The sequence below is a fragment of the Leifsonia sp. KNZ13-11D genome (assembly GCF_056754895.1).
Genome location: NZ_JBPGWU010000001.1, coordinates 2183168 through 2207107 on the forward strand (window position 1 = coordinate 2183168; position 23940 = coordinate 2207107).

Annotated in this window: 24 protein-coding genes; 3 read left to right on the top strand and 21 right to left on the bottom strand. The window is 70.2% G+C overall.

Annotated elements, in window-relative coordinates; all coding sequences use genetic code 11:
* Window positions 1-59: 59 nt before the first annotated feature.
* The 13 genes from ACR9Y5_RS10890 to ACR9Y5_RS10950 all read right to left on the bottom strand — a co-directional run bounded on the left by ACR9Y5_RS10890 (window position 60) and on the right by ACR9Y5_RS10950 (window position 12756).
* Window positions 60-497: a type II 3-dehydroquinate dehydratase gene (locus ACR9Y5_RS10890; RefSeq protein WP_481297969.1), complete on the bottom strand. Its 438-nt coding sequence runs from the start codon at window positions 495-497 to the stop codon at window positions 60-62.
* Complete coding sequence (locus ACR9Y5_RS10895) at window positions 497-880, bottom strand: hypothetical protein (protein WP_481297970.1); 384 nt, start codon at window positions 878-880, stop codon at window positions 497-499. Before ACR9Y5_RS10895 ends, ACR9Y5_RS10890 begins: the two co-directional genes overlap by 1 nt.
* Entirely contained in the window at window positions 877-1956 is a 1080-nt protein-coding gene (gene aroB, locus ACR9Y5_RS10900; RefSeq protein ID WP_481297971.1) for a 3-dehydroquinate synthase, read from the bottom strand. The genes ACR9Y5_RS10895 and aroB overlap by 4 nt, the downstream gene beginning before the upstream one ends.
* A complete protein-coding gene (locus tag ACR9Y5_RS10905; protein ID WP_481297972.1) occupies window positions 1953-2492 on the bottom strand; it encodes a shikimate kinase in 540 nt (179 codons plus the stop codon). The genes aroB and ACR9Y5_RS10905 overlap by 4 nt, the downstream gene beginning before the upstream one ends.
* Window positions 2476-3684, bottom strand: a complete 1209-nt coding sequence (gene aroC / locus ACR9Y5_RS10910; RefSeq protein WP_481297973.1) for a chorismate synthase — start codon at window positions 3682-3684, stop codon at window positions 2476-2478. Before aroC ends, ACR9Y5_RS10905 begins: the two co-directional genes overlap by 17 nt.
* 121 nt (window positions 3685-3805) lie before the next feature.
* Window positions 3806-5047: a shikimate dehydrogenase gene (locus ACR9Y5_RS10915; protein WP_481297974.1), complete on the bottom strand. Its 1242-nt coding sequence runs from the start codon at window positions 5045-5047 to the stop codon at window positions 3806-3808.
* The gene (gene mltG / locus ACR9Y5_RS10920) at window positions 5040-6605 is read right to left on the bottom strand and encodes an endolytic transglycosylase MltG (RefSeq protein ID WP_481297975.1); all 1566 of its coding nucleotides are present in this window, start codon (window positions 6603-6605) and stop codon (window positions 5040-5042) included. The genes ACR9Y5_RS10915 and mltG overlap by 8 nt, the downstream gene beginning before the upstream one ends.
* A 1-nt stretch (window position 6606) precedes the next feature.
* Complete coding sequence (gene ruvX, locus ACR9Y5_RS10925) at window positions 6607-7074, bottom strand: Holliday junction resolvase RuvX (RefSeq protein ID WP_481297976.1); 468 nt, start codon at window positions 7072-7074, stop codon at window positions 6607-6609.
* Between the two features lie 4 nt (window positions 7075-7078).
* Entirely contained in the window at window positions 7079-9736 is a 2658-nt protein-coding gene (alaS, locus tag ACR9Y5_RS10930; RefSeq protein ID WP_481297977.1) for an alanine--tRNA ligase, read from the bottom strand.
* Window positions 9737-9778: 42 nt separating this feature from the next.
* Window positions 9779-9970, bottom strand: coding sequence for a hypothetical protein (locus ACR9Y5_RS10935; RefSeq protein WP_310129598.1), 192 nt, complete (start codon window positions 9968-9970; stop codon window positions 9779-9781).
* Between the two features lie 58 nt (window positions 9971-10028).
* The gene (locus ACR9Y5_RS10940) at window positions 10029-10460 is read right to left on the bottom strand and encodes a DUF948 domain-containing protein (protein ID WP_481297978.1); all 432 of its coding nucleotides are present in this window, start codon (window positions 10458-10460) and stop codon (window positions 10029-10031) included.
* Window positions 10461-10601: 141 nt separating this feature from the next.
* The gene (gene rpsD, locus ACR9Y5_RS10945) at window positions 10602-11225 is read right to left on the bottom strand and encodes a 30S ribosomal protein S4 (RefSeq protein ID WP_481297979.1); all 624 of its coding nucleotides are present in this window, start codon (window positions 11223-11225) and stop codon (window positions 10602-10604) included.
* A 190-nt stretch (window positions 11226-11415) separates the two neighbouring features.
* Complete coding sequence (locus tag ACR9Y5_RS10950) at window positions 11416-12756, bottom strand: replication-associated recombination protein A (RefSeq protein WP_481297980.1); 1341 nt, start codon at window positions 12754-12756, stop codon at window positions 11416-11418.
* A 158-nt stretch (window positions 12757-12914) separates the two neighbouring features.
* Between ACR9Y5_RS10950 and ACR9Y5_RS10955 the strand changes: the two genes are divergently transcribed.
* From ACR9Y5_RS10955 to ACR9Y5_RS10965, 3 genes are all read left to right on the top strand, one after another.
* The gene (locus tag ACR9Y5_RS10955; RefSeq protein ID WP_481297981.1) at window positions 12915-13700 is read left to right on the top strand and encodes a peptidylprolyl isomerase; all 786 of its coding nucleotides are present in this window, start codon (window positions 12915-12917) and stop codon (window positions 13698-13700) included.
* A 129-nt stretch (window positions 13701-13829) separates the two neighbouring features.
* On the top strand, window positions 13830-15008 hold the full coding sequence (locus tag ACR9Y5_RS10960) for a DUF349 domain-containing protein (protein ID WP_481299560.1): 1179 nt from the start codon (window positions 13830-13832) through the stop codon (window positions 15006-15008).
* 98 nt (window positions 15009-15106) lie between these two features.
* On the top strand, window positions 15107-15685 hold the full coding sequence (locus ACR9Y5_RS10965) for a type IV toxin-antitoxin system AbiEi family antitoxin (RefSeq protein ID WP_481297982.1): 579 nt from the start codon (window positions 15107-15109) through the stop codon (window positions 15683-15685).
* A 9-nt stretch (window positions 15686-15694) separates the two neighbouring features.
* Here ACR9Y5_RS10965 and ACR9Y5_RS10970 read toward each other — a convergent pair whose 3' ends face one another.
* The 8 genes from ACR9Y5_RS10970 to ruvC form a co-directional block, all read right to left on the bottom strand.
* The gene (locus ACR9Y5_RS10970; protein ID WP_481297983.1) at window positions 15695-17941 is read right to left on the bottom strand and encodes a RelA/SpoT family protein; all 2247 of its coding nucleotides are present in this window, start codon (window positions 17939-17941) and stop codon (window positions 15695-15697) included.
* Between the two features lie 69 nt (window positions 17942-18010).
* The gene (locus ACR9Y5_RS10975) at window positions 18011-18379 is read right to left on the bottom strand and encodes a rhodanese-like domain-containing protein (RefSeq protein WP_481297984.1); all 369 of its coding nucleotides are present in this window, start codon (window positions 18377-18379) and stop codon (window positions 18011-18013) included.
* A 9-nt stretch (window positions 18380-18388) separates the two neighbouring features.
* Complete coding sequence (gene secF / locus ACR9Y5_RS10980) at window positions 18389-19408, bottom strand: protein translocase subunit SecF (RefSeq protein ID WP_481297985.1); 1020 nt, start codon at window positions 19406-19408, stop codon at window positions 18389-18391.
* Window positions 19408-21138 carry a protein translocase subunit SecD gene (secD, locus tag ACR9Y5_RS10985; protein WP_481297986.1) on the bottom strand — a complete coding sequence of 577 codons (1731 nt, stop codon included), beginning with the start codon at window positions 21136-21138 and terminating at the stop codon, window positions 19408-19410. Before secD ends, secF begins: the two co-directional genes overlap by 1 nt.
* Before the next feature lie 63 nt (window positions 21139-21201).
* Complete coding sequence (gene yajC / locus ACR9Y5_RS10990; RefSeq protein ID WP_481297987.1) at window positions 21202-21627, bottom strand: preprotein translocase subunit YajC; 426 nt, start codon at window positions 21625-21627, stop codon at window positions 21202-21204.
* 58 nt (window positions 21628-21685) lie between these two features.
* A complete protein-coding gene (ruvB, locus tag ACR9Y5_RS10995) occupies window positions 21686-22723 on the bottom strand; it encodes a Holliday junction branch migration DNA helicase RuvB (protein ID WP_481297988.1) in 1038 nt (345 codons plus the stop codon).
* The gene (ruvA, locus tag ACR9Y5_RS11000) at window positions 22720-23343 is read right to left on the bottom strand and encodes a Holliday junction branch migration protein RuvA (RefSeq protein WP_481297989.1); all 624 of its coding nucleotides are present in this window, start codon (window positions 23341-23343) and stop codon (window positions 22720-22722) included. The genes ruvB and ruvA overlap by 4 nt, the downstream gene beginning before the upstream one ends.
* Complete coding sequence (gene ruvC, locus ACR9Y5_RS11005) at window positions 23340-23927, bottom strand: crossover junction endodeoxyribonuclease RuvC (RefSeq protein WP_481299561.1); 588 nt, start codon at window positions 23925-23927, stop codon at window positions 23340-23342. The genes ruvA and ruvC overlap by 4 nt, the downstream gene beginning before the upstream one ends.
* Between the last annotated feature and the right edge of the window lie 13 nt (window positions 23928-23940).

Consider the following 23940-nt stretch of genomic DNA (forward strand, 5'->3'; position numbering starts at 1 on the left):
GAGACGGAGCGGTCACGGCCCACGGCGGACCGCGCGGCGGTCCCAGGAGATTCTAGACGTCAGCGGGCGTTTCGGCGAATGAACGCCAGCGCCAGCCGGTACGACTCGAACCCGAATCCGGCGATCACACCCGTCGCGACGGCGGTGATGACGCTGGTGTGCCGGAACTCCTCCCGCGCGTGCGGGTTGGAGAGGTGCACCTCCACCACCGTGCCGCCGGCCCTGGTGACCAGCGACACCGCATCCCGCAGCGCGTACGAGTAGTGCGTCCAGGCGCCGGCGTTCAGGATGACGGGGGCGCGCGAGTCCGCGGCCTCGTGCAGCCAGCGCAGCAGCTCCGCTTCGTCGTCGGTCTGGCGGAGGTCGATCCGGTCGTCGCCGGCGTCGTCCTGCAGGAGTGCGCGCAGGTCGTCCAGCGTCCCCGACCCGTAGACGTCGGGTTCGCGCGTGCCCAGCCGGCCGAGGTTGGGGCCGTTGAGGACGAGGATGTCCGCCATCACTCCTCCCCGTCCTTCAGCGGACGCACGCGGACCGCCGACCACGTGTCGTCGACGGAGATGTTGCTGACGCCGCGCCAGCCGTAGGCTCGCGCCTCCCCCGCGACGACATCGCGGTTCACGTCCGCGCGGCCGCCCTTCGGGTAGACCACCCACACGGCCCGGGCGGATGCTGCCACCGGCAGCTGCTCGGCGTAGCGGGCAAGCAGCTCCTCCCGCGAGCGGACGACACTGGCGACGACCGCCGCCTCCGAGACGGCGGCCTCGGTGGCCCGGTCCGGGAGCGGTCCGAGGAGTGCCCGGTCGCCGTCCTGGGCGACCACCAGGGCGACGGTGTCGCCCGGCTTGGCCTGGAACCGCTGCAGCACGGTCTTGTCGGTCACGAACCCACCTCCTGGTATGCGGCGAACAGCAGGCTCTGGTCCGGGCCGGCGAGCACCGTCGGACGAGCCACGTCGTCGAGCACGATGAAGCGCAGCATACTGCCCCGCGCCTTCTTGTCGCGCTGCATGGTCGCGAGCAGCGTCTGCCAGCGTCCGAGCGGGTAGCTGACGGGGAGCGTGAGCGACTCCAGGATGCGGCGGTGCCGGTCCACGACCTCGTCGCTGAGCCGTCCGCTCAGCCGGGCGAGCTCCGCGGCGAACACCATGCCGACCGAGACCGCCGCGCCGTGGCGCCATTGGTACCGCTCGGCGTGCTCGATCGCATGCCCCAGCGTGTGGCCGTAGTTGAGGATCTCCCGCAGCCCCTGCTCGGTGAAGTCCTCCCCCACCACGCGCGCCTTGATGCCGATGGACAGCTCCACCAGGCGGCGGAACTCCGGCGTCTCCGGGTCGGTCGCCCGGGCGACGTCGGCCTCGATCGTGTCGAGGATCTCGGGCTCGGCGATGAAGCCGTACTTCACGACCTCGGCGAATCCGGCCAGCAGCTCGTTGCGCGGCAGCGAGGTGAGCGTGTCCAGGTCGCAGATCACCGCGGCCGGCGCGTAGAAGGCCCCGACGAGGTTCTTGCCCTCGGCCGTGTTGATGCCGGTCTTGCCGCCGACCGCCGCATCCGCCATCCCGAGCAGCGTGGTGGGCACCTGCACCAGGCGCACGCCGCGCAGCCAGGTCGCGGCCACGAATCCGGCCAGGTCGGTGACGGCGCCGCCGCCGAAGCCGATCACGGCGTCGGAGCGCGTGAAGTCGGCCTGCCCCATGATCTGCCACAGGAACGACGCCACCTCGACGCGCTTGGCGGCCTCCGCATCCGGCACCTCGGCCAGGAGCACCTCGTAGCGGCCGAGGAGCGATTCGCGCAGTTCCGCCGCCGCGGCCCCCAGGCTCGGCTGGTGCACGAGCAGGACCTTGTTCACGCCGGTGCCGAGGTGGTCCGCCAGCTCGAACCGCAGGCCGCGGCCGACCACGACCGGGTACGGCTGCGCTCCGGAGACGGTGATCTCGGTGGGGGCGTCGGTCATGCGTGTCCTTCCTTCTGCGCCCACTGGGCGATCTCCTCGACGATCGTGTCGATCGGCCGGGACGACGTGTCGGCGGTGTAGTCCGCGAGCGACCGGTAGAGCTCGCTGCGGGAAGCGACGAGCCGCTTCCAGGAGTCGAGGTCGGTGATCAGCGGCCGCTTGCCGTTGGTGATCCGCTTGGCGATCGCCTCCGGGCGCACGGTGAGCAGCACGACACGCGCCCCGGCCAGATCGGACTGCGTCGCCGGGTCGAGCACCGCGCCACCGCCGAGGGAGACGACGCCCGGGCGGCTGAGCGCCTCGGCGACGGCCGCGCGCTCCAGCATCCGGAAGTGCGGTTCACCGTGCGTCGCGAAGATCTCCGAGATCGGGCCGTGCTCGGCCACGACCACCGCGTCCGTGTCCACGAACGGCAGCCCGAGCAGCTTCGCCAGCCGTCTTCCGACGCGCGACTTGCCCGCGGCGGGAGGCCCGATGAGCGCGATCGTCGCGGGCGATCCGCCGGCGGCGGCGCCGGGCTCAGGCGTAGGGAGCACTGGCGCGTTCGGTGGTGAGGTTCGCGGGGATGGCGTCCAGGTAGCCCTGCAGATTGCGCGACGTCTCGGCGAGCGAGTCGCCGCCGAACTTCTCCAGGACGGCGTTCGCGAGCACGAGTGCCACCATCGCCTCCGCCACCACACCGGCAGCGGGCACCGCGCAGACGTCGGAGCGCTGGTGATGGGCCGGCGCGGCCTCGCTGGTGGCGACATCCACCGTCCGCAGCGCGTGCGGGACGGTCGCGATGGGCTTCATGCCGGCGCGCACGCGCAGCACTCCGCCGGTGCTCATCCCGCCCTCGGTGCCCCCGGCCTTGTCGCTGCTGCGGACGATGGTGCCGTCGTCGGCCAGCAGTTCGTCGTGCGCCTCGGAGCCGCGACGGGTGGTGGTCAGGAAGCCGTCGCCGATCTCGACGCCCTTGATCGCCTGGATGCCCATCAGAGCGGCGGCGAGCTGCGCGTCGAGCTTGCGATCCCAGTGCACGTGCGAACCCAGCCCCGGCGGGAGCCCGTACGCCAGCACCTCCACCACACCGCCCAGCGTGTCGCCGTCCTTGTGGGCGGCGTCCACCTCGGCGACCATCCGCTCGGACGTCTCCGGGTCGAAGCAGCGCAGCGGGTCGGCGTCGAGGGTGTCGACGTCCGAGGGACGCGGCAGCGGCGAGCCCTCGGGGACGCGCACCGACCCGATCGACAGCGTGTGGCTGACGAGGGTGACGCCCAGTTCATCGAGGAACGACTTGGCGACGGCGCCGAGCGAGACGCGCGCGGCGGTCTCGCGGGCGCTGGCGCGCTCCAGCACCGGCCGAGCCTCGTCGAAGCCGTACTTCTGCATGCCCACCAGGTCGGCGTGGCCGGGACGGGGACGCGTCAGTGCCGCTCCGCGACCGGAGTTCAGCACCTCGGGGTCCACGGGCTCAGGGCTCATGACGTCCACCCACTTGGGCCACTCGGTGTTGCCGATGCGCAGGGCGATCGGGCTGCCGAGGCTGAGCCCATGGCGCACCCCGCCGGAGATGTCGAGGGCGTCCTGCTCGAACTTCATGCGGGCTCCGCGGCCATAGCCGAGCTTGCGGCGCGCCAGATCGGCGCGGATGGCGTCGAGCGACACCGGGACCCCGGCGGGAAGCCCCTCCAGGACGGCGATGAGTTCGGGGCCGTGGGATTCCCCGGCCGTGAGCCAACGAAGCATGCTTCGATTCTGGCATAGCGCGGTGGAGCTCAGGGGCAGCGCGGAGCGATGCCGCGACCCCAGCGCCGAGGGAGCCTGCGACCGAGGTAACGGAAGGAGCCCCTGCGCACTGATGCCGAGATCACTCCTCCAGCGGCGCGCCCTGCTCGTCGATCCCGACGGCGTCGAGCATCGCAGCGAGCACCTCGGCCTCGTCCTGCAGCGGCTGCAGCGGGTCGCCCGAGACGAAGATGCGCACCTGCAGCAGCGCCTGATGGGCGAGCATTGCCAGCCCCGACACCACGCGCCCGCCGACCGACTCCCACTGGCGCGCGAGCGGTGTTGGCCACGGCTCGTACGCGACGTCGAACAGCATCGAACGACGGCGGGTGGAGTCCGTGTAGACGGCCTCCGTCACCGTCCCTCCCGGGAGGGTGCTGATCACGAGTCCCGGGACGTCGAGCGACCGGTCGGCCTGCGAGAACGGGCGGATGCGCACCCGAAGTCCCAGGTCGGAGGCCAGCGGCTCGATCCACGCGCTGCGTGCGAGGTCGCGGACGTGCACGTCGACGCGTTCCGCTCCGAGGTCGGCGGCGGCCACCAGTGCCGACGCGGCGGTCGCGCCTCCGCCCAGGATGTGGACGTAGCGGGCCTGCTCGAGCCCGGCGGCCTGCAGGGCGCGCACGATGCCGGGCACGTCGGTGTTGAACCCGCGAAGCTCGTCGCCGTCGAGCAGCACGGTGTTCGCGCCGCCGGTCCGGTCGCTGATCCGGTCCGTCTCGCTCAGCAGCGGGAGCACGGCCTTCTTCAGCGGCATGGTGAGGGACAGTCCGCGCCATTCGGGCCCCAGACCGCCGATGAAGCCGGGCAGAGCCTCCTCGGTCACGTCGACCGCCTCATACGACCAGTCGAGCCCGAGGGCGTCGTAGGCGGCGCGGTGCAGCTCGGGCGAGCGGGAGTGGCCGATGGGCGAGCCGAGCACCGCCAGACGCCGGCTCGGCGCCTTCTTCGCGGCGGGCTTGGCGGAGGACGCCTTCTTGGGCGTCGCCTTCGCGGGCTGTTTGGCCGGCTTATTCTCCGCTCCGAGGGCTGCCGGCTCGCCGGCGTCCTCGATCTCCGCGGGAGCCTCCGGCTCGGCCGGATCCTCGGACTCGGCCGGATCCTCGGACTCGGCGGGACCCTCGGACTCGGCGGGATCCTCGGACTCGTCCGCCGGCTCCTCGCGCTCCGCCGCCTCCTCGGCCTCGGCGACCGCGGCCTCCTCGGCTTCGAGCTCGCGCTCCCGCTCGACGAGCTCCGCGATCGACGCCTCCGCCGACGCCTCGGAGACGCCGTCCTCCACGGCCGCGTCGGTCGTCTCGTCGTCGCCCTGACGCTTACTCATAGCCGGGGTTGTCCTTCATCCACTGCTGCCATTTCTCGACCGCGGCGTCGTGCTCCGCCTGCGTGGTGGAGAAGATCGTCTCGCCGGTCTGGAGGTTCCAGGTGACGAAATACATCCAGGTGCCGTCGGCGGGATGCTGGACTGCGTTGATCGCCAGGTCGCCGGGGTTCGAGATCGGACCGACCGGCAGGCCGGGGTGCACGTAGGTGTTGTACGGGTTGTTCGCATCGGCGCGCTCGGCGTCCGTCGTCTCGACCCGGTCGGTGTGCCCGGTGCCGTACGCGACGGTCGCGTCGGACTGGAGGTCCCAGCCCTGCGCCAGGCGGTTGAGGAAGACGCGCGCCACCTTCGGGTAGTCGTCCCTGAGGCCGGCCTCGCGCTGCACGACGGACGCGAGGACGACGGTGTTCCACCGGTTCGCGGGAGCGACGCCCGCCTCGTCGAGCGCCTGGAACATCCGGTCGACCATCGTCTTGATCGCAACCTGCGCCGTCGTTCCCGGCGGGAAGGTGTACGTCGCCGGGAACAGGAAGCCCTCGAGGGACTTCGCCTGTCCGGGCAGACCGTACGCCGCCGGGTTCGCTGCCGCCGCCTGCAGGTCGGCCAACGGGATCTTCGTCGCGTCGGCCACCGTCTGCAGGACGTCCTTCTCAGCCGTCCCTTCCGGGATCACGGCGGTGTTCTCCACGCGCGACGAGGGGTCCTGCAGCGAGGCGAGCGCGGCCGCCGCACTCATCTTCTTGGCGAGCTTGAACACGCCGGGCTGGAACTGCGCCTCCGGCTTCTGCCGGAGCAGCAGGGAGTAGAAGGCGTCGTACGTCTTCACGACACCCGCCTTGGCGAGGTTGTTCGAGATGGTGGAGCCGTCGTCGCCCGACTTGATGGTGAACATCACCTCGCCGGTGCCGCTGCCGCTGTAGTCGTTGGCGGGCGGGAACAGCGCGTCGTGGACCTTGGCGATCTGGGGCTCGAAGATCGCATACGCCCCGCCCGCCATTCCGCCCAGGATGCCGAGCACGACGATGGTGACGATGAGGCGCTTGACCCAGCGGCGCTTCTTCGGGGGCTCGTCGTGCGACAGGTAGTTCTGCTGCCGCCAGACGAGGGGGTGCCCCTCGTGGACGGACTCGTCTTCGGTGTCCTCCAGCACGCCGAACACAGTACGCGCAGGATGATCGTGATGCGAGGACGGGTCCTCCGCCTCATGCCGGGCGGCCGCGCCGACCGGCGCGGGCTCGTCCACCTGCGCGATCGGGCCCGTGATCACCGCATCGAAGTCGAGACCCGCGAGGGCTGCGAGGTCGGACGGGGACTCCTGCGTCGGCGTCGGCGACGAGATCGGCTGGCGCAGCGACTGCTTCTCGGCCGCCTCGCGGGCGGCCCGGGCCTCTCGGCGGGTCATCGGCGGGCGGTCCGCGCCCGGCTGACCCTGCGGCGCCGCGTCCTGCGGCTGCTGCTGGTCGCCGCCCGCCGGCCGCTGCTCCTGAGGCGGCACCGGGCGACGATTCACCGCCGGGAACACGGGCGGCTCCGGCCGCTGCTCGGGGTTCTGAGACACGCTACTGTCCAATGCTCGTTTCGACGGGGTCACCCGGCGGACGGCCCGTGGCCCGTTCCGCATCGAGGGCGTGCTGCAAAATTATCGTGGCCGCCACCTGATCGACGACCGGACGCGCCTTCTTCGCGTTCCTGCCCGACGCCCGCAGCGCCGAGGCCGCCGACACGGTCGTGAGGCGCTCGTCGACCAGCCGGACCGGGACGCCGGCCTCGGCGGCCAGCGCCTCGGCGAAACCGATCGCGTCCGCCGTGGAGGCGGTGTGCGCGCCCGAGAGCGCCAACGGCAGTCCGACGATAACCTCGAACGCTCCGAGTTCGCTCACGATCTCCGCGATGCGGCGGCGATCCGCAGAATCCTCGGAGCGCGCGACCGTCTCGACCGGCGTGGCCAGCATGCCGTGCAGGTCGGACCGGCTCACGCCGATCCGCACCTTGCCGACGTCGATGCCCAGCCGCACCCCGCTGCGCACGGGACTATCCGATCGCCGACACGACCGCAGTCAGCGCCGCCGGGATCGCTTCGGCATCCGTGCCGCCGCCCTGCGCGAGGTCGGCCTTGCCGCCGCCGCCACCGCCGAGCACGCCTGCCGCGGTCTTCGCGAGAGCGCCCGCGTTGACACCGGCGTCGCGTGCCGCCTGGTTCGTGGCCACGATGACGACGGGCTTGCCGCCCGCGCGCGCGGCCAGCGCGACCGCCGCCGGGTCGGACCCGAGCCGCTCGCGGACCGTGGTCGCGAGCAGGCGCAGGTCGTCGGGGGTGTTCAGCGTGCCGGCGTCCTCGGCCACGACCGTCACCGCGCCGCGGCGGGTCGCGGCGTCGAGCAGCCCGGGCACCTTGTCGAGCACCGCGCGGGCTTCGAACGCCTGGATGCGCTTCTCGGCCGCCTTGAGGTTCGCCATGAGGTCGGCGATCTTCTCCGGCAGCTGCTCGCGCGGCGTCTTCAGCGAGCTCGACAGCTGCGACACGATCGTGCGTTCGACCGCCAGGTCTTTGAAGGCCTCGAGGCCGACGAGGGACTCGACGCGACGGTTGGTCGAACCGACCGACGACTCGCTCACCAGGTTGATCATGCCGATCTCGGAGCTCGTCGCGACGTGCGTGCCTGCGCACAGCTCGCGCGACCAGGGGCCGCCGATGTCGACCACGCGGACGACGTCGCCGTATTTCTCGCCGAACAGCGCCATCGCGCCGAGCGCCTTGGCCTCGGCGAGTGGCAGCTCGCGCGTCGTGACCTCGAGGTTCTGGCGGACCGCGTTGTTCGAGATCTCCTCGATCTCGCTGCGGGTCTCGGCCGAGAGCGCCTGGTTCCACGAGAAGTCGAGGCGCAGGTAGCCGGCCTTGTTGTAGGAGCCGGACTGGTGCGCGTTGGGGCCGAGCACCTGACGCAGTGCCGCGTGGATGATGTGGGTGCCGGAGTGCGCCTGTCGCGCCCCGCGGCGGTAGTCCGCATCCACGATGCTCGTCGTCGGCGCGCCGACGCCCACCTCGCCGCTGCGCACCAGCACCTTGTGGCTGATCAGGCCCTTGACGGGCTTCTGCACGTCGAGCACGTCGAGTTCGTAGCCCGGGCCGACGATGCTGCCCGCGTCCGCGTCCTGACCGCCGGACTCCGCGTAGAGCGCGGTGGCGCCGAGGATGATCTCCGCCACCTGGCCCTCGCGGGCACGGTCGACCGAACGGCCGTCGACGATCAGGCCGAGCACGCTCGACTCCGTCTCGAGCTCGGTGTAGCCGGTGAACACGGTCTCGCCCAGCGAACGGAAGGCGCTGTAGACGGAGAGGTCGGCCAGCGCCGTCTTCTTCGCCTTCGCATCCGCCTTCGCGCGGGCGCGCTGGTCGGCCATCAGGGTGTCGAACGCGGTGCGGTCGACGCTGAGGCCGGCCTCCTCCGCCATCTCGAGCGTGAGGTCGATCGGGAAGCCGTAGGTGTCGTGCAGCAGGAAGGCGGTGTCGCCCGCGAGCTGCTTCCGCCCCTCCTTCTGCGTTGTCGCGACCGCCGTGTCCAGGATGCTCGTGCCCGCCGCCAGCGTGCGCAGGAACGTCTCCTCCTCGGCATACGCAAGCTGGGAGATGCGGTCGAATTCGGTCGCGACCTCCGGGTACGCCGCCTTCATGGCGTCGCGCGACACCGGGAAGAGCTCCGGGAACGTGGCGGTCTCGACGCCCAGCAGGCGCATCGCGCGCACCGTGCGGCGCAGCAGCCGCCGCAGCACATAGCCGCGGCCCTCGTTCGACGGGGTCACGCCGTCGGCCATCAGCATGAGCGCGCTGCGGACGTGGTCGGCGACGACGCGCAGCCGCACGTCGTCCTCGTGCGCCTCGTTGCCGTACGGCTTCTCGGCGAGCTCGGCCGCACGGTCGAGCACCGGCCGCACCTGGTCGATCTCGTACATGTTGTCGACGCCTTGCTTGATGAACGCGACGCGCTCGAGCCCCAGGCCGGTGTCGATGTTCTTCTTGGGCAGGTCGCCGAGGATCTCGAAGTCCTTCTTGCCGTCGCCCTCACCACGCAGGTACTGCATGAAGACGAGATTCCAGATCTCGACGTAACGGTCGTCGTCCGTCGCCGGTCCCCCGTCGGCGCCGTAGGCCGGGCCGCGGTCGAAGAAGATCTCGGAGCACGGACCCGCGGGGCCGGGCTGACCGGTCGACCAGTAGTTCGTGTCCTTGCCGAGGCCCTGGATGCGCTCCGGCGGGAGGGTCGAGACGCGGGTCCAGATCTCGCGCGCCTCGTCGTCCTCCTCGTAGACCGTGACCCACAGGTCCTTCGGGTCGAAGCCGAGGCCGCCCTCCTCCTCGGAGGTGGTGAGCAGCTCCCACGCGAACGTGATGGCCTGCTCCTTGAAGTAGTCGCCGAACGAGAAGTTGCCGGCCATCTGAAAGAACGTGCCGTGACGCGGCGTCTTGCCGACCTCGTCGATGTCGAGCGTGCGGATGCACTTCTGCACGCTGGTGGCGCGCGGGAACGGCGCGGGCACGACGCCGGTCAGGTACGGCACGAAGGGCACCATCCCGGCCACCGTGAACAGCAGCGACGGGTCGTCGCTGACCAGGGAGGCGGAGGGGACGACGGTGTGGCCGCGCTGCGCGAAGAAGTCGAGCCAGCGGCGGTGGATTTCAGCGGTCTGCATGGGTTCCGGTCGATCGAGGTCTGCGAGGTGGGAGAAGGGGCGTCAGTCGCCCTGGATGGCCGAGCGGATCTCGGCCTCGCGCTGGCGGTAGCCGTCGGAGACGGCCTCGCCGAAATCACGCGCCTTCTGGTCGATGTTGCTGAAGAATTCGCGACCCTTGGCGGTCTCGTTGACCTTGTGGGCGACGGCGAAGCCGATGGCGACCCCGACGAGCAGCCACAGGAAACTCTTCATGCTTGATCCTCCCTCTCTGGATGCCGCCGCGGCGAGCCCCGGCGCACGGTACCCAAGTCTAGTGGGAGTCGGTGCGACGTCTCCGGGAGCGGGACGAACCGGTGGAGGAGCCGGCGCCCGTGGAGGAGTCGCGCGAGGCGAAGCCTCCGGCCGCCTTGAACGCGGCCCGCGCGGCGGCGCTGAATCCGGCCAGTTTGATCAGCGGACCGCCGACGGTCGCGGCGAACAGTGCCACGAGCGCCGACACGTTGCCGGTGACATCAGCGACGTTCTTGGTGATCACATCCACCCGTGCCAGCTGCTTGTTGGTCTCCTGCAGAGTGGTCGCCGTCTCGTCGAGGATCGGCGTGATGCCGTCGCTCGCCTCCTTGATGGCGTCCCGGGTCGAGTCGAGCACGCGCCCGAGCTTGATCAGCGGGATGGTGATGAAGCCGACCAGGACCGCGAACACGACGGCCGCGATCAGGCCTGCGATGTCTCCACCGGACACGGGGACTCCTTCCATTCCGCCACGGGCATACCGCTCAAGCGTAGCCGCATGCGGCGCCGCCGGGAACGCGGAACGGGGCCGCGGCGTGATGCCGCGACCCCGTTCCGGGAGCGTTGACGCCGAACGCCGGCGTCTCGCGTGTCAGCGAGCCGCGTAGTACTCGACGACCAGCTGGACCTCGCAGGTCACGGGGACCTCGGCGCGCTTGGGGCGACGCTCCAGGCGGGCCTGCAGCTTGTCGATCTCGACGTCCAGGTAGCCCGGGGTCTTCGGCAGCACGTCCAGGTGACCGCCGGCAGCCGCGACCTGGAAGGGCTCGGTGCCCTCGGAGCGGGCCTTGACGTGGATGAGCTGACCCGGCTTCACGCGGAACGACGGGCGGTCGACGATCTTGCCGTCGACGAGGATGTGGCGGTGCACGACGAACTGGCGGGCCTGCGTGATGGTGCGGGCGAAGCCGGCGCGCAGCACGAGGGCGTCGAGACGCATCTCGAGGAGCTCGACCAGGTTCTCACCGGTCAGGCCCTGGGTGCGACGGGCCTCCTCGAAGGCGATGCGGAGCTGCTTCTCGCGGATGCCGTACTGGGCGCGCAGGCGCTGCTTCTCGCGCAGACGCACCGCGTAGTCGGAGTCGGCCTTGCGCTTGGTGCGGCCGTGCTCACCCGGAGCGTAGGGGCGCTTCTCCATGTAGCGCGCCGCCTTCGGGGTAAGCGGGATGCCCAGGGCCCGCGACTCGCGGGTCTTGCTGCGGGAACGTGAAGACACGGTTTCCTTTCGGTTTTCTCTCTGAAGTAATGGATGCGGGCGCACACGCGCTGTTCATAGGCACAGTGCCCCGCAGAGAGAGGGATTGTCGCCAGGGAAGCCCGGCTACAGGGCCGTTCCCGTCGAGTCGTGTCTGCGGCAGCCGCACCTCGGACACGCTTCTAGGCGCAGAAAGTCTAACAGATCGCGGTCAGCGCCCGCGCACGATGCGGCGCAGCTTGGCGAGGCGCGCGGAGACGTCGCGCTCGTTGCCGTGCTCGGTCGGCGTGTAATACGTCGTGCCCTGCAGTTCGTCGGGGAGGTACTGCTGCTCGAGCACTCCGAGGGCGTCGTCGTGCGGGTACTTGTAGCCCTTCCCGTGGCCCAGGCGCTTGGCACCCGGGTAGTGCGCGTCGCGCAGGTGCTTGGGCACCCGCCCGATCTTCCCGGCGCGCACATCCGCGATCGCCGCATCGAGCGCCATGTAGGCGGCGTTCGACTTCGGCGCGGTCGCCAGGTGCACGACCGCCTGGGCCAGGGGGATGCGTCCCTCCGGCATCCCGATGTACTGCACGGCGTCGGCCGCGGCGACGGCCACGCCGAGCGCGTGCGGGTCGGCCATGCCGATGTCTTCGGAGGCCAGCACGATGATGCGCCGGGCGATGAACCGCGGGTCCTCCCCCGCCTCGATCATGCGGGCGAGGTAGTGGAGCGACGCATCCACGTCGGAGCCGCGCACCGACTTGATGAACGCGCTGATCACGTCGTAGTGCTCGTCCCCGTTGCGGTCGTAGCGCAACAGCGCGCGATCCACCGCCTGCGCGACCAGTTCGGCCGTGATCACCGGCTTCTTCTTCGAGGTGGCGGGCGTGGACGACGCCGCGGTGACGGATGCCGCCTCGAGTGCGGTCAGGGCCCGGCGGGCGTCACCCGACGCCAGCCGGATCAGCGCCGCGCGCGCCTCGGGGTCGAGCGTGTACTGCCCGCCGAGGCCGCGCTCGTCGGCGACGGCGCGGTCGATCACCACGCCCAGGTCGTCGTCGCTCAGCGTCTCCAGCGTCAGCAGCAGGCTGCGCGAGAGCAGCGGCGAGATCACGGAGAACGACGGGTTCTCGGTCGTGGCCGCGACCAGGATGACCCACCCGTTCTCGACGCCCGGGAGCAGCGCATCCTGCTGCGCCTTGGTGAAGCGGTGGATCTCGTCGAGGAACAGCACCGTCGAGACGCCGTACAGATCGCGGGTCGAGAGGGCCTCGTCCATCACGAGCCGCACATCCTTCACTCCGGCCGTCACGGCGGAGAGCTCGACGAACCGGCGGCCCGACGAATGCGCGATCGCCTGCGCCAGCGTGGTCTTGCCGGTGCCGGGAGGACCCCAGAGGATCACGGAGACCGAGCCCGACTGCCCCTCCTTGTCGGAGGCCAGGGCGACGAGCGGCGACCCCGGCTTCAGCAGGTGGCGCTGGCCGGCGACCTCGTCGAGCGACTTGGGGCGCATCCGCACCGCGAGCGGAGTCGCTCCCGTCCGGAGCCCAGGTTGCACGTCGACCACCCGACAAGCGTAGTCGCGGCCACCGACACTCCCGCTGTGAGCGTCGGAATCCTGGGAACGGCGAGTTGGCCGTGCATAGCGGCGACGGATAAGGTTCTCCATGATCCAGCGGGCGACGCCTCGCGGACATCCCCCGTACGGACCGCCGGAGGACACACGTGGCACCGAAGCAGAACGACCGCGAAGCGCGACAGGCGCGGGAACGCCTCCGCGCGTACCAGGCACGCCAGACCGTCCACGAGCACAGGGTCAAGCGCCGCAGGCGTGACAACTGGGTGGCCGGAATCGCGGCCGTCGTCATCGTGGCCCTCGCGGTCGGAACGCAGCTCCTCTACTTCTCCGCCGGCCCCGGTGCCGCGAAGGCGTCCTCATCGGCGTCGCCGTCGGCGTCGGCGTCGGCGTCGGCGTCGGCCGCCGGTGTGCCGCCGAAGACCCTCGCCGAGGACCGCACGTGGACCGGGACGATGACGATCAACGGCATCCCGCTCGGAGTCTCCCTCGACGGCAAGGCCGCACCGCAGGCGGTGTCATCCACCGTCTCCCTCGTCCAGAAGAAGTTCTACGACGGTCTGACGTGCCACCGGCTCACCGACGGCGGCTTCTACGTGCTGCAGTGCGGCGACCCGAAGGGTGACGGCAGCGGCGGTCCCGGCTACTCCTACGGCCCGATCGAGAACGCGCCGTCCGACGACGTCTACAAGGCCGGCACCATCGCCATGGCGAGGCAGAGCAACGACGCCTCGAGCCAGGGCAGCCAGTTCTTCATCGTCTACGAGGACACGACCATCCCGGCCGACCAGGCGGGCGGCTACACCGTGATCGGCCAGGTCACCTCCGGACTCGACCAGCTGAAGACGCAAGTGACCGACAAGGGCGTTCAGGGCGGCGGGACCGACGGCAAGCCCGTGGTCGCGACCACCATCGACAGCTTCAGCCTGCAGTGATCCCAGCACGTGCAATAGGCTGATTCCCAAACGTGGGGCGGCATCCCGCCCGTAACGCGCAGCAGCAAGGTGAGGCTCTTGGCTACTTCTGAACAGCACCCCTGGGGACGTGTCGACGAGACCGGCACCGTGTACGTCCGCGAGGGCGACGGCGAGCGTGTCGTCGGCGAGTACCCGGACGGTTCCGCCGAGGAAGCGCTCGCGTACTTCGAGCGCAAGTACAACGATCTCGCCGGCCAGGTCGGCCTGCTGGAACAGCGCGCCCGGCGCGGCGCGCCGGCCGCCGACGTGGCGAAGTCGGTCGCCAATCTCCGCTCCTCGGTCGAGGGCGCGAACGCGGTGGGCGACCTCGCCTCGCTGCTGAAGCGACTGGATGCCCTGGGCGGCACGGTCGAAGAGCTCACCGAGCAGCAGAGCGCCGAGGCGAAGGCCGCCCTCGAAGAGGCGATCGCCGAGCGCACCGCCATCGTGGAGGAGGCGGAGGCGCTGGCCGCGCAGGATCCGGCCCGCACGCAGTGGAAGTCCACCAGCACGGCGCTCGACGCGCTCTTCCAGCGGTGGCAGACGCACCAGCACGACGGTCCCCGCCTTCCGAAGAACGAGGCGAACGAGCTGTGGAAGCGGTTCCGCGCCGCACGCTCCACCATCGAGCACAACCGCAAGGCGTTCTTCGCCGAGCTCGACACGCAGCACCGTGACGTGCGCAACCGCAAGAACGCCCTGATCGAGCAGGCCGAGAAGCTCATCCCGCTCGGCGCCGACGGGGTGCCCGAGTACCGCCGCCTCCTCGACCAGTGGAAGGCGGCCGGCCGCGCGGGCAAGAAGAACGACGACGCGCTGTGGGCCCGCTTCAAGGCGGCCGGCGACGCCATCTACTCCGCCAAGGCCGAGGTGGATGCCCGCGACAGCGAGGAGTACGAGGCCAACCTGCAGGCCAAGCTGGCCCTCCTCGACGAGGCGGAGCCGCTGCTCAAGGCGACGGACCGCGAGTCCGCCCGTGCGGCACTGCTCTCGATCCAGGAGCGCTGGGACCAGATCGGTCGCGTGCCGCGCGAGCAGGTCCGGCCCATCGAGGACCGGCTGCGCCGCGTCGAAGCGGCCGTGCGCCGGCTCGACGAGGAGCACTGGGAGAAGAACGACCCGGAGAAGAAGGCGCGCTCGGAGGGGCTCGCGAGCCAGCTCAACGCGGCCATCGCCAAGCTCGAGCAGGAACTCGCGGACGCGCAGGCGTCCGGGGACAGCGCGAAGGTGAAGGCCGCTCAGGAGGCGCTCGACGCGCGCAAGATCTGGCTGGACGCGCTGGGCTGACCCGTTCGGCAGTCGTCCACACCCCGAGGGCGTGACGACTTCTCCCCCGATCTCCGGGAGCGATCCGGCCGCGCCGACGGTTCGGTGAGGCTGGGGTCATGACCACGATCACGCCTCCCCTGCTCGACTCGAGCGTCCTTCCGCTGCCCGAGCTGCTGTCCCTGTGTCTGGACGGCCACCTCTACCGCGTGGGCGACGCGTTCGCCCCGTCCGGCGAGCCGGACAGGCCGGAGCTGCGGGCGCTGGCTCTCGGCTCGACGATCCCCGGCTGGGCGATCGCCGACCGGGGCACCGCCGCCTGGGTGCACGGCACCCGGGCGATGATGCCGCCGCTCCCCCAGGTCTGCATCCCGCCCCACCATCGGGGCGGCCTCGGAGCAGCCGGCCTCGATGCCTGGCACCGCTCTCTTCACACGGACGAGGTGATGTCGGTCGGGTCGATCAGGCTCACCACGCCGCTTCGCACCGCCATCGATCTGCTGAGCGTGCCCACCGGCTTCGGCGCGGCGTCGGCGCTGGAGATCCGGCACCTGCTCGCTCTGGCCGACCTGACGCCGGCGCAGCTCGACGCGGCGCTGCGGTCCAGACGGCGCAAGGGATGCGCGCTGGCCCGCAGCCGCCTGCCCACGGTGGCGCGCACGCGCCTGCCGGCACCGGCTGCCGACCGGGCAGCCTGAATGCCTGAATCAGCCGCCGGTGACCCGGTACACGTCGTAGACGCCGTCGATACGGCGAACGGCGTTCAGCACACGGTCGAGGTGGGTCGTGTCGCCCATCTCGAAGACGAACCGGCTCAGCGCGAGGCGGTCGCTCGAGGTGGTGACCGTCGCGGAGAGGATGTTCACATGATGCTCGGAGAGCACACGGGTCACGTCGCTGAGAAGTCCCGAGCGGTCCAGCGCCTCCACCTGGATCTGCACGAGGAAGACGCTCTTCGAACTCGGCGCCCACTCGACCTCGATCATGCGGTCGGGCTCCTGCAGCAGCGACTGCACGTTGTGGCAGCTGGCCTGGTGGACGGAGACGCCCTGGCCCCGCGTGATGAAGCCGACGATCGGGTCGCCGGGAACCGGCGTGCAGCACTTGGCGAGCTTGACCAGGATGTCCGGCGCACCCCGCACGAGCACGCCCGAGTCGCTGTTGCGCAGCTGTCGGCGGCCCTTGACCGGGATCTCGAGCTCCCCGTCAGACTCCGCCTCGGTCTGCAGCGACGCCACGATCTTCTCGATCACGGACTGGGTCGAGATGTGGCCCTCGCCGACGGCCGCATAGAGCGCGGAGACATCGGGGTGCTTGAGCGACGCGGCCACCTCGACGAGCGCATCCTGTGTCATCAGCTTCTGCAGCGGCAGGTTCTGCTTGCGCATCGCGCGCGCGATCGCATCCTTGCCCTGCTCGATCGCCTCGTCGCGGCGTTCCTTGGTGAACCACTGGCGGATCTTGTTGCGCGCCCTCGGGCTCTTGACGAAGTTCAGCCAGTCCTGGCTGGGGCCGGAGTCGGGGTTCTTCGAGGTGAAGATCTCGACGACGTCACCGGTGTTCAGCGTGCTCTCCAGCGGAACGAGCCGCCCGTTGACCTTGGCGCCCATGGTGCGGTGGCCGACCTCGGTGTGCACGGCGTACGCGAAGTCGACCGGGGTCGCACCGGCGGGCAGCCCGATCACTCGGCCCTTCGGCGTGAAGACGTAGACCTCTTTGGCCCCGATCTCGAACCGGAGCGAGTCGAGGAACTCGCTCGGGTCGGCCGTCTCGGCCTGCCAGTCGGAGATGTGGGCGAGCCACGCCAGATCCGTGTCGACCTTGGCCGGGCCGCCGGAGCTCTTGCCGGTCGTCTGCTCCTTGTACTTCCAGTGGGCAGCGACACCGAACTCCGCCCGCTGGTGCATCTCCTCCGTGCGGATCTGGATCTCGACCGGACGGCCCTGCGGGCCGATGACCGTCGTGTGCAGCGACTGGTACAGGTTGAACTTCGGGGTGGCGATGTAGTCCTTGAAGCGGCCGGGCATCGGCGTCCAGCGCGCGTGGATCTGGCCGAGCACGGCGTAGCAGTCGCGCACGGTGTTCACCAGCACGCGGATACCGACGAGGTCGTAGATGTCGTCGAACTCGCGCCCGCGCACCACCATCTTCTGGTAAATCGAGTAGTACTGCTTCGGGCGGCCGACGACCTTGCCACGGATCTTCGCCGACTTGAGGTCGTCGTTGATGGTGTCGATGACGTGTTGCACGAGCCGCTCGCGCTCCGGCGTCCGCTGCTTCACGAGGCTCTCGATCTCGGCGTACAGCTTCGGGTAGAGCACCGCGAACGAGAGGTCCTCCAGCTCCCACTTGATCGCCTGGATTCCCAGGCGGTGGGCGAGCGGCGCGTAGATCTCGAGGGTCTCGGTGGCCTTGCGGGTGGCGGACGCGGCGGGTACGAAGCCCCACGTGCGCGCGTTGTGCAGCCGGTCGGCGAGCTTGATGATCAGCACGCGGATGTCTTTCGACATCGCGACGATCATCTTGCGCACGGTCTCCGCCTGCGCGCTGTCACCGTACTTGACCTTGTCGAGCTTGGTGACACCGTCGACGAGCATGGCGATCTCGTCGCCGAACTGGTCGCGCAGTTCGTCGAGGGTGTACTCGGTGTCCTCGACGGTGTCGTGCAGCAGGGCGGCGGCGATCGTCTTCGCACCGATGCCCAGGTCGGCGATGATCTGCGCCACGGCGACCGGGTGCGTGATGTACGGCTCCCCCGAGCGCCGTTTCTGACCGCTGTGCGCTCGCTCGGCGACGGCGTACGCGCGCTCGATGAGCGAGAGGTCCGCTTTGGGGTGATGCATGCGCACCGTACGGATCAGCGTCTCCATGGCGCCGGTCGGCTGTGCACGCGAGAAGATGCGCGGCACCAGACGGCGCAGAGAGGCGCTCTGCGATGTCGTCGTATCAACCATTCGCGCGCCTCCTGTCGTCCATTATGACCGTTCGGGAACACCGTTCTGTCACGGTGAACGCCGCCGGGACTAGACGATCGCTCCTGGCGTACCGTCGTCGCGCTGAACGGGACCGCCGCCAGCCTGCCAGGCGCCCATGCCGCCGTCCACGTTGGCCGCCGGATAGTTCGCCTCGTTCAGGGCGTCCGTCACCATCCGCGAACGCGCGCCGCTGCGGCAGATCACCAGGATCTGCCAGTCCTCCGGCAGCTCGTGCTGACGCTCCCCCAGCTCGCCGAGTGGGATGTGGTGCGCGCCAGGGGCATGCCCCGCCTCCCACTCGTAGCCCTCGCGGACATCGAGCAGCCAGGCCGCACCCTGATCGGCGAGCTCGCGGGCGCGCGCGGCGGAGACCTCGTCCTCGGTCAGGAAGCCGGAAGGTGCGGAGGCGTCGGGCATGCGTCGGGGTTACTCCGCAGCGGTCGCGACGACGTCGGTCTTGATCGCGGCCTTCGGCCGGATCGAGCGCACCTTCTGGTCGTGCTTCTTGATCGCGGCCTCGCCCTCGCGGAACTGCGAGTACATCGGCGCGGCCAGGAAGATCGTCGAGTACGTACCCACGATGATGCCGATCAGCAGGGCGAGCGAGATGTCGCGCAGGGTCGCCGCACCGAAGGCGTACGCGCCGATGAACAGGATGGACGCGACCGGCAGCACGGCGACGACGGCGGTGTTGATCGACCGCACGAGCGTCTGGTTGACCGCGAGGTTGACCGCCTCGGGGAAGGTCCGCCGGGTGAGCTCCAGCTCCTCCTTGGTGTTCTCGCGGATCTTGTCGAACACCACGACGGTGTCGTAGAGCGAGTAGCCGAGGATGGTCAGGAAGCCGATCATCGTCGCGGGCGAGACCTCGAACCCGACCAGTGCGTACACACCGGCGGTGATGATGAGGTCGTGGAACAGCGAGATGATCGCGGCAGCCGACATCTTCCAGGTCCGGAAGTACAGCGCCATCGCGATGAAGGCCAGCAGCAGGAACACGATGAGGCCCTGGATGGACTGCTGCGTCACGTCCGCACCCCACGAGGGACCGATGAACGTGGCGGAGACCTCGGACGGGTCGACGCCGTAGGCCTTCGCCAGCGCGTCCGACACGTCGTGCGTCTGCGTCTCGGACAGCTGGTCCGTCTGCACGCGGACGGCGTTGTCGCCGACCACGCTGACGTGCGAGACCGCGCTCGGCACGACGCTCGCCACGGCGCTCTGCGCCTTGGACGTGTCGGTGCTCGATACGTCGCTGATCTGGAACTGGGATCCGCCGCGGAACTCGATCGAGAAGTTGAACCCGCCCTTGACGATGGGGACGAGGAGCGACAGCACGACCATGACGGCCGCGATCGAGTACCAGATCTTGCGCCGGCCGACGAAGTCGACCGACCGCGCCCCGGTGTAGAGGTCGTTACCGAATTTCACCAGACGACTGGCCATCAGGAGTCCTTCCCCTCGGTCGAGCGATCCGAGGACGTCGTCGCGCCGGCGAGCTCGGCCGCCTTGCGCTCGGCGATGGTCTGGCGGCGCGCCGCCTCCTTGCTGCTGCGGGCGGCAGTCCCGGCGGGAACCGGGACCGTGGGCGCCCGGAACTGCGCCGCGCCGCGGTACACCGCGCCCAACGCCTCCGGGTCGAGACCCGAGAGCGGGTGACCGGAACTGAAGAACCGCGTGCGGGCCAGCAGCTGCAGAGTGGGGTGGGTGAACAGGAGCACGACGATGACGTCGATGATCGTCGTCAGCCCCAGCGTGAAGGCGAACCCGCGCACGTTGGCCGCCGCGAGCACGTAGAGCACGACAGCCGCGAGGAGGTTCGTGGCCTTCGACGCGTAGATGGTGCGCCGAGCGCGTCCCCAGCCCGCTTCGACCGCGGACTCGAGACCGCGCCCGTCGCGCAACTCGTCTCGGATGCGTTCGAAGTAGACGATGAACGAGTCGGCTGTGAATCCGATCGCGACGATCAGACCCGCCACACCTGCCAGAGACAGCCGGTAGTCGTAGTGCCACGACAGCAGCGAGATCGTCAGCCAGGTGAGCACGCCGGCGACGACGAGCGAGAAGATCGTGACCAAGCCGAGCAGGCGGTACTGGAAGAAGGTGTAGATGCCGACCAGGATCAGGCCGATGAGACCCGCGATCAGGCCGCTCAGCAGCTGCGAGGTTCCCAGCGTCGCCGAGATCGTGTCCTGGCTCTGCACCTTGAAGCTGAACGGCAGGGCGCCGAACTTGAGCTGGTCTGCGAGTGCCTTCGACGTGGTCTCGGTGAAGTTGCCGGTGATCTGCGGCTTGCCGTCGGTGATCGCCGCCTGGGTCGTCGGTGCGGAGATGACCTTGCCGTCGAGGACGATCGCGAACTGGTTCTGAGCGCCTTGCAGGGCCACGAGACGAGTCGTCACGTCCGCGAACTCCTTGGTTCCGGCGTCGTTGAAGACGATGTTGACCGCCCACTGGCCGGTGGTCACGCCCTGCGAGCTCTGCACGAGTCCGGCGCTCGCGTCCGCGATGTCCTGGCCCTTCACCTCGACCGGACCGAGCAGGTACTTGACCTGGTTCTGGTCGTCGCAGGTGATCAGCGGCTGATCGGTCGGTGCCGAACTCGTCGCCGTGTTGGCGTTCGCCTTGCAGTCGTAGGCGTCGAACTCCGCCTGGAGCTTCGGCGTCACCCAGGCGAGGTCGCTGCCGTTGGTGGGCTTCGTGGACGGCGTGGACTGGAGCCCCGGCGCCGGCGACGGAGCCGGCGTCGACTTGCCGTCGGCTCCGACCACCTCATTGGTCGGGCCGCCGGCCACGAGCACCGGGCGGAAGTCGAGGCGCGCGCTCGACTTCACACGGTCGAGCGTCGCCTGGTCCGGCGTGCCGGGCAGCGACACCACGATGTTGCGCGAGCCTTCGGTGGAGATCTGCGCCTCGGACACACCCGACGCGTCGATGCGCTGACGGATGATCGAGACCGCCTGGTCGAGCTGCTCCTGCTGCACGGACTGACCGTTCTCGACCTGCGGCGCGAGGATGATCTGCGTGCCGCCCTCGAGGTCGAGCGCGAGCTTGGGCAGCCACGTCGCGTTGCTGAACAGGACGCCGGCCGTGAGGGTGCCCAGGAGGACCACCACGATGACGCCGAGCCATGTCAGCGAACGCCAGGCTTTCTTGACCGGGGTCGACTTTGCCACCTAGGTACTCAGCTTTCTACGAGTGATCCGGCGCAGCGAGAGCGCCGGTCCACAGGGAATGTGTCAGTCGTCGCTCTTGTGCTTCTTGGCCGCGTCGTCGACCCGCTCGCCGTACTCCGGCGCGGTGGTGTCGGCGTCGGCCGCGATCGCGTGGTCCTGGTTGAGCTCGACACCCGGGGCCGCGGCGACGTCGCCCTCGGTCTCGGCGGCCGGCTCGGCCACCTTCGGCTCCACCACGCGGGCGAGGACCTGGCGGTGCACCTTCACGACGTGGCCGGGGCTGGTCTCGATGAGCGCGGTGTTGTCGTCCTCGTCGACGGACACGAGCGTGCCGTAGAGGCCGAAGTTGGTCATGACCTCGGCGCCGGGCACCATCTTCGAGCGGGTCTCGTCCTGCTCGCGGCGCCGCTTGCGGCTGTTGCGGAACATGAAGAAGACGAGTGCCGCCAGGATGACGATCATCACGATGGTCAACGGGTCAAAGACCATGGGAAGTTGCCGAACCTTTCATCGGGGGCAAGGGGGTTGGCCGAACGGCCAGCTTGGATTATATGTCATCGATCAGCGACGGAGGCTGGGAGGAATCCCTCGCCGGGCTGGGGATCCCCAGGTGCCTCCACGCCGCGGCCGTCGCCATCCGCCCGCGGGGCGTCCGCGAGAGCAGTCCGATCCGGACCAGGAAGGGCTCGACGACGGACTCGATGGTCTCCGCCTCCTCGCCGACCGACACCGCGAGCGTGTTCAGTCCGACCGGGCCGCCGTCGAAGCGCTCCAGGATGATGTGGAGCACCGCGCGGTCGAGACGGTCGAGCCCGAGCGGGTCGACGTCGTACAGCTCGAGGGCGGCGCGCACGGCCTCCACGTCACCCCGCCCGCCGTGCACGAGCGCGTAGTCGCGCACGCGCCGCAGCAGGCGGTTGGCGATGCGCGGGGTGCCGCGGCAGCGGCCCGCGATCTCGGCCAGCGCCTCGCGGTCGATGTCGAACTCGAGCATCGAGGCGGCGCGGCTGAGCACCTGCGTCAGCTCGGCGTCGTCGTAGAACTCGAGGTGCGCGGTGAAGCCGAAGCGGTCGCGCAGCGGGTTCGGGAGCAGCCCGGACCGCGTGGTCGCGCCGACCAGCGTGAACGGGGCGAGGTCGAGCGGGATGGACGTGGCGCCCGCTCCCTTGCCGACCATGATGTCGATGCGGAAGTCCTCCATCGCGAGGTACAGCATCTCCTCCGCCGAACGCGCCATGCGGTGGATCTCGTCGATGAACAGCACTTCTCCCGGTGTGAGCGACGACAGCAGGGCCGCGAGGTCGCCCGCGTGCTGGATCGCCGGACCGCTGGAGAGCCGCAGCGGGCGGCCGCTCTCGTGCGCGACGATCATCGCCAGGGTGGTCTTGCCGAGTCCGGGCGGCCCTGCAAGCAGGATGTGGTCGGCGGTCCGTTCCTGCATACGGGCGGCGGTGAGCAGCAGCTGCAACTGGCCGCGCACCTTCGCCTGCCCGACGAACTCCGCGAGCGAGCGGGGGCGCAGCGCGCCTTCGAACGCGAGCTCCGACTCCGACTCGAGCTCGGGCGCGGTCAGGTCGTCGCTCATCGCGCTCCCTGCGGAGCGGCGGGACCGAGCCGGGCCAGGGTGAGCCGGAGGAGGGTCTGCACGCTGTCGCGTTGCGCCTCGTCGGTGTCGGCGACGACATCCGCCACCGCCTCCGCCGCGACGCGCTCGGGCCAGCCCAGGCCGACCAGGGCGACGAGCACGCTGTCGGAGACCGACGACGTCGCCCGCGTCGCCTTCGCGACCGGCGCCGGGCGGCGGACCGCCGCCAGTTTGCCGGTGAGGGAGACGACGATGAGCTTGGCCGTCTTGGGTCCGATTCCGGACACCTTGCGGAAGGGTGCGTCGTCGTCCGCGGTGACAGCGGCGGCGATGTCGTCCGGCGAGAGCACCGAGAGCACGCCGATCGCGGACTTGGGGCCGACTCCCGAGACGCCGTTGAGGAGCTCGAAGACCTCCAGCTGCTGGCGGTCGGCGAAGCCGAAGAGCTGCAGCGCATCCTCCCGCACGATCAGGGAGGTGTGGAGGAACGCCTCCTCGCCCACCCGCAGGGACAGCACATGGTCGGGGGTGAGCTGCACGGCGAAGCCGACGCCGCCCACCTCGATGACAGCGGTTCCGCCGCTCGCCGAGAGCACGGTACCGCGAAGGGAGGAGATCACCGTGCCAGCCTACGGGGAGCCGCCGACGCCCGGGTGGAGCGCTCCGCGGCGCGCCATGCCGCCTGCGCCGGCGTCAGGCCGCCGGCCGCTCCCCCGGCATCCGGGGCGACCGGTCCTCCCCGCCAGGCGTGGCAGATCGCGATGGCCAGCGCATCCGCCGCGTCCGCCGGCTTGGGGGCCTCGTCGAGACCGAGGATGCGGGCGACCATCGCCTGCACCTGCTTCTTGTCCGCGGATCCGTAACCGGTAATCGCCGCCTTCACCTCGCTCGGGGTGTGGAGCCCGACCGGGAGGCCGCGCTTCGCCGCCGAGTGCAGGGCGACGCCGCTGACCTGGGCGGTGCCCATCACAGTGCGGAGGTTGTGCTGGGCGAACACGCGCTCGATCGCGACGACGGCGGGGCCGTGCTCGTCGATCAGTCGCTCGATGCCCGTCCCGACGGCGAGCAGCCGCTCCTCCAGCGGCATGCCCGGCGGCGTGCGGATGACCGCGACCTCGACCAGCGTCGCACGGCGGTCGGGACGCACATCCACGATGCCGACGCCGCAGCGCGTCAGACCCGGGTCGATGCCGAGCACCCGGATCGTCACGGTCGCG

What these genes read in the sequence shown, in the direction of transcription:
- yajC (WP_481297987.1), bottom strand. Translation starts at nt 21,627, where the DNA reads ATGGTCTTTGACCCGTTGACCATCGTGATGATCGTCATCCTGGCGGCA.
- aroC (WP_481297973.1), bottom strand. Translation starts at nt 3,684, where the DNA reads ATGCTTCGTTGGCTCACGGCCGGGGAATCCCACGGCCCCGAACTCATC.
- ACR9Y5_RS10915 (WP_481297974.1), bottom strand. Translation starts at nt 5,047, where the DNA reads ATGAGTAAGCGTCAGGGCGACGACGAGACGACCGACGCGGCCGTGGAG.
- alaS (WP_481297977.1), bottom strand. Translation starts at nt 9,736, where the DNA reads ATGCAGACCGCTGAAATCCACCGCCGCTGGCTCGACTTCTTCGCGCAG.
- secF (WP_481297985.1), bottom strand. Translation starts at nt 19,408, where the DNA reads ATGGCCAGTCGTCTGGTGAAATTCGGTAACGACCTCTACACCGGGGCG.
- ACR9Y5_RS10890 (WP_481297969.1), bottom strand. Translation starts at nt 497, where the DNA reads ATGGCGGACATCCTCGTCCTCAACGGCCCCAACCTCGGCCGGCTGGGC.
- ACR9Y5_RS10935 (WP_310129598.1), bottom strand. Translation starts at nt 9,970, where the DNA reads ATGAAGAGTTTCCTGTGGCTGCTCGTCGGGGTCGCCATCGGCTTCGCC.
- ruvB (WP_481297988.1), bottom strand. Translation starts at nt 22,723, where the DNA reads ATGAGCGACGACCTGACCGCGCCCGAGCTCGAGTCGGAGTCGGAGCTC.
- ACR9Y5_RS10975 (WP_481297984.1), bottom strand. Translation starts at nt 18,379, where the DNA reads ATGCCCGACGCCTCCGCACCTTCCGGCTTCCTGACCGAGGACGAGGTC.
- aroB (WP_481297971.1), bottom strand. Translation starts at nt 1,956, where the DNA reads ATGACCGACGCCCCCACCGAGATCACCGTCTCCGGAGCGCAGCCGTAC.
- ACR9Y5_RS10965 (WP_481297982.1), top strand. Translation starts at nt 15,107, where the DNA reads ATGACCACGATCACGCCTCCCCTGCTCGACTCGAGCGTCCTTCCGCTG.
- ACR9Y5_RS10970 (WP_481297983.1), bottom strand. Translation starts at nt 17,941, where the DNA reads ATGGTTGATACGACGACATCGCAGAGCGCCTCTCTGCGCCGTCTGGTG.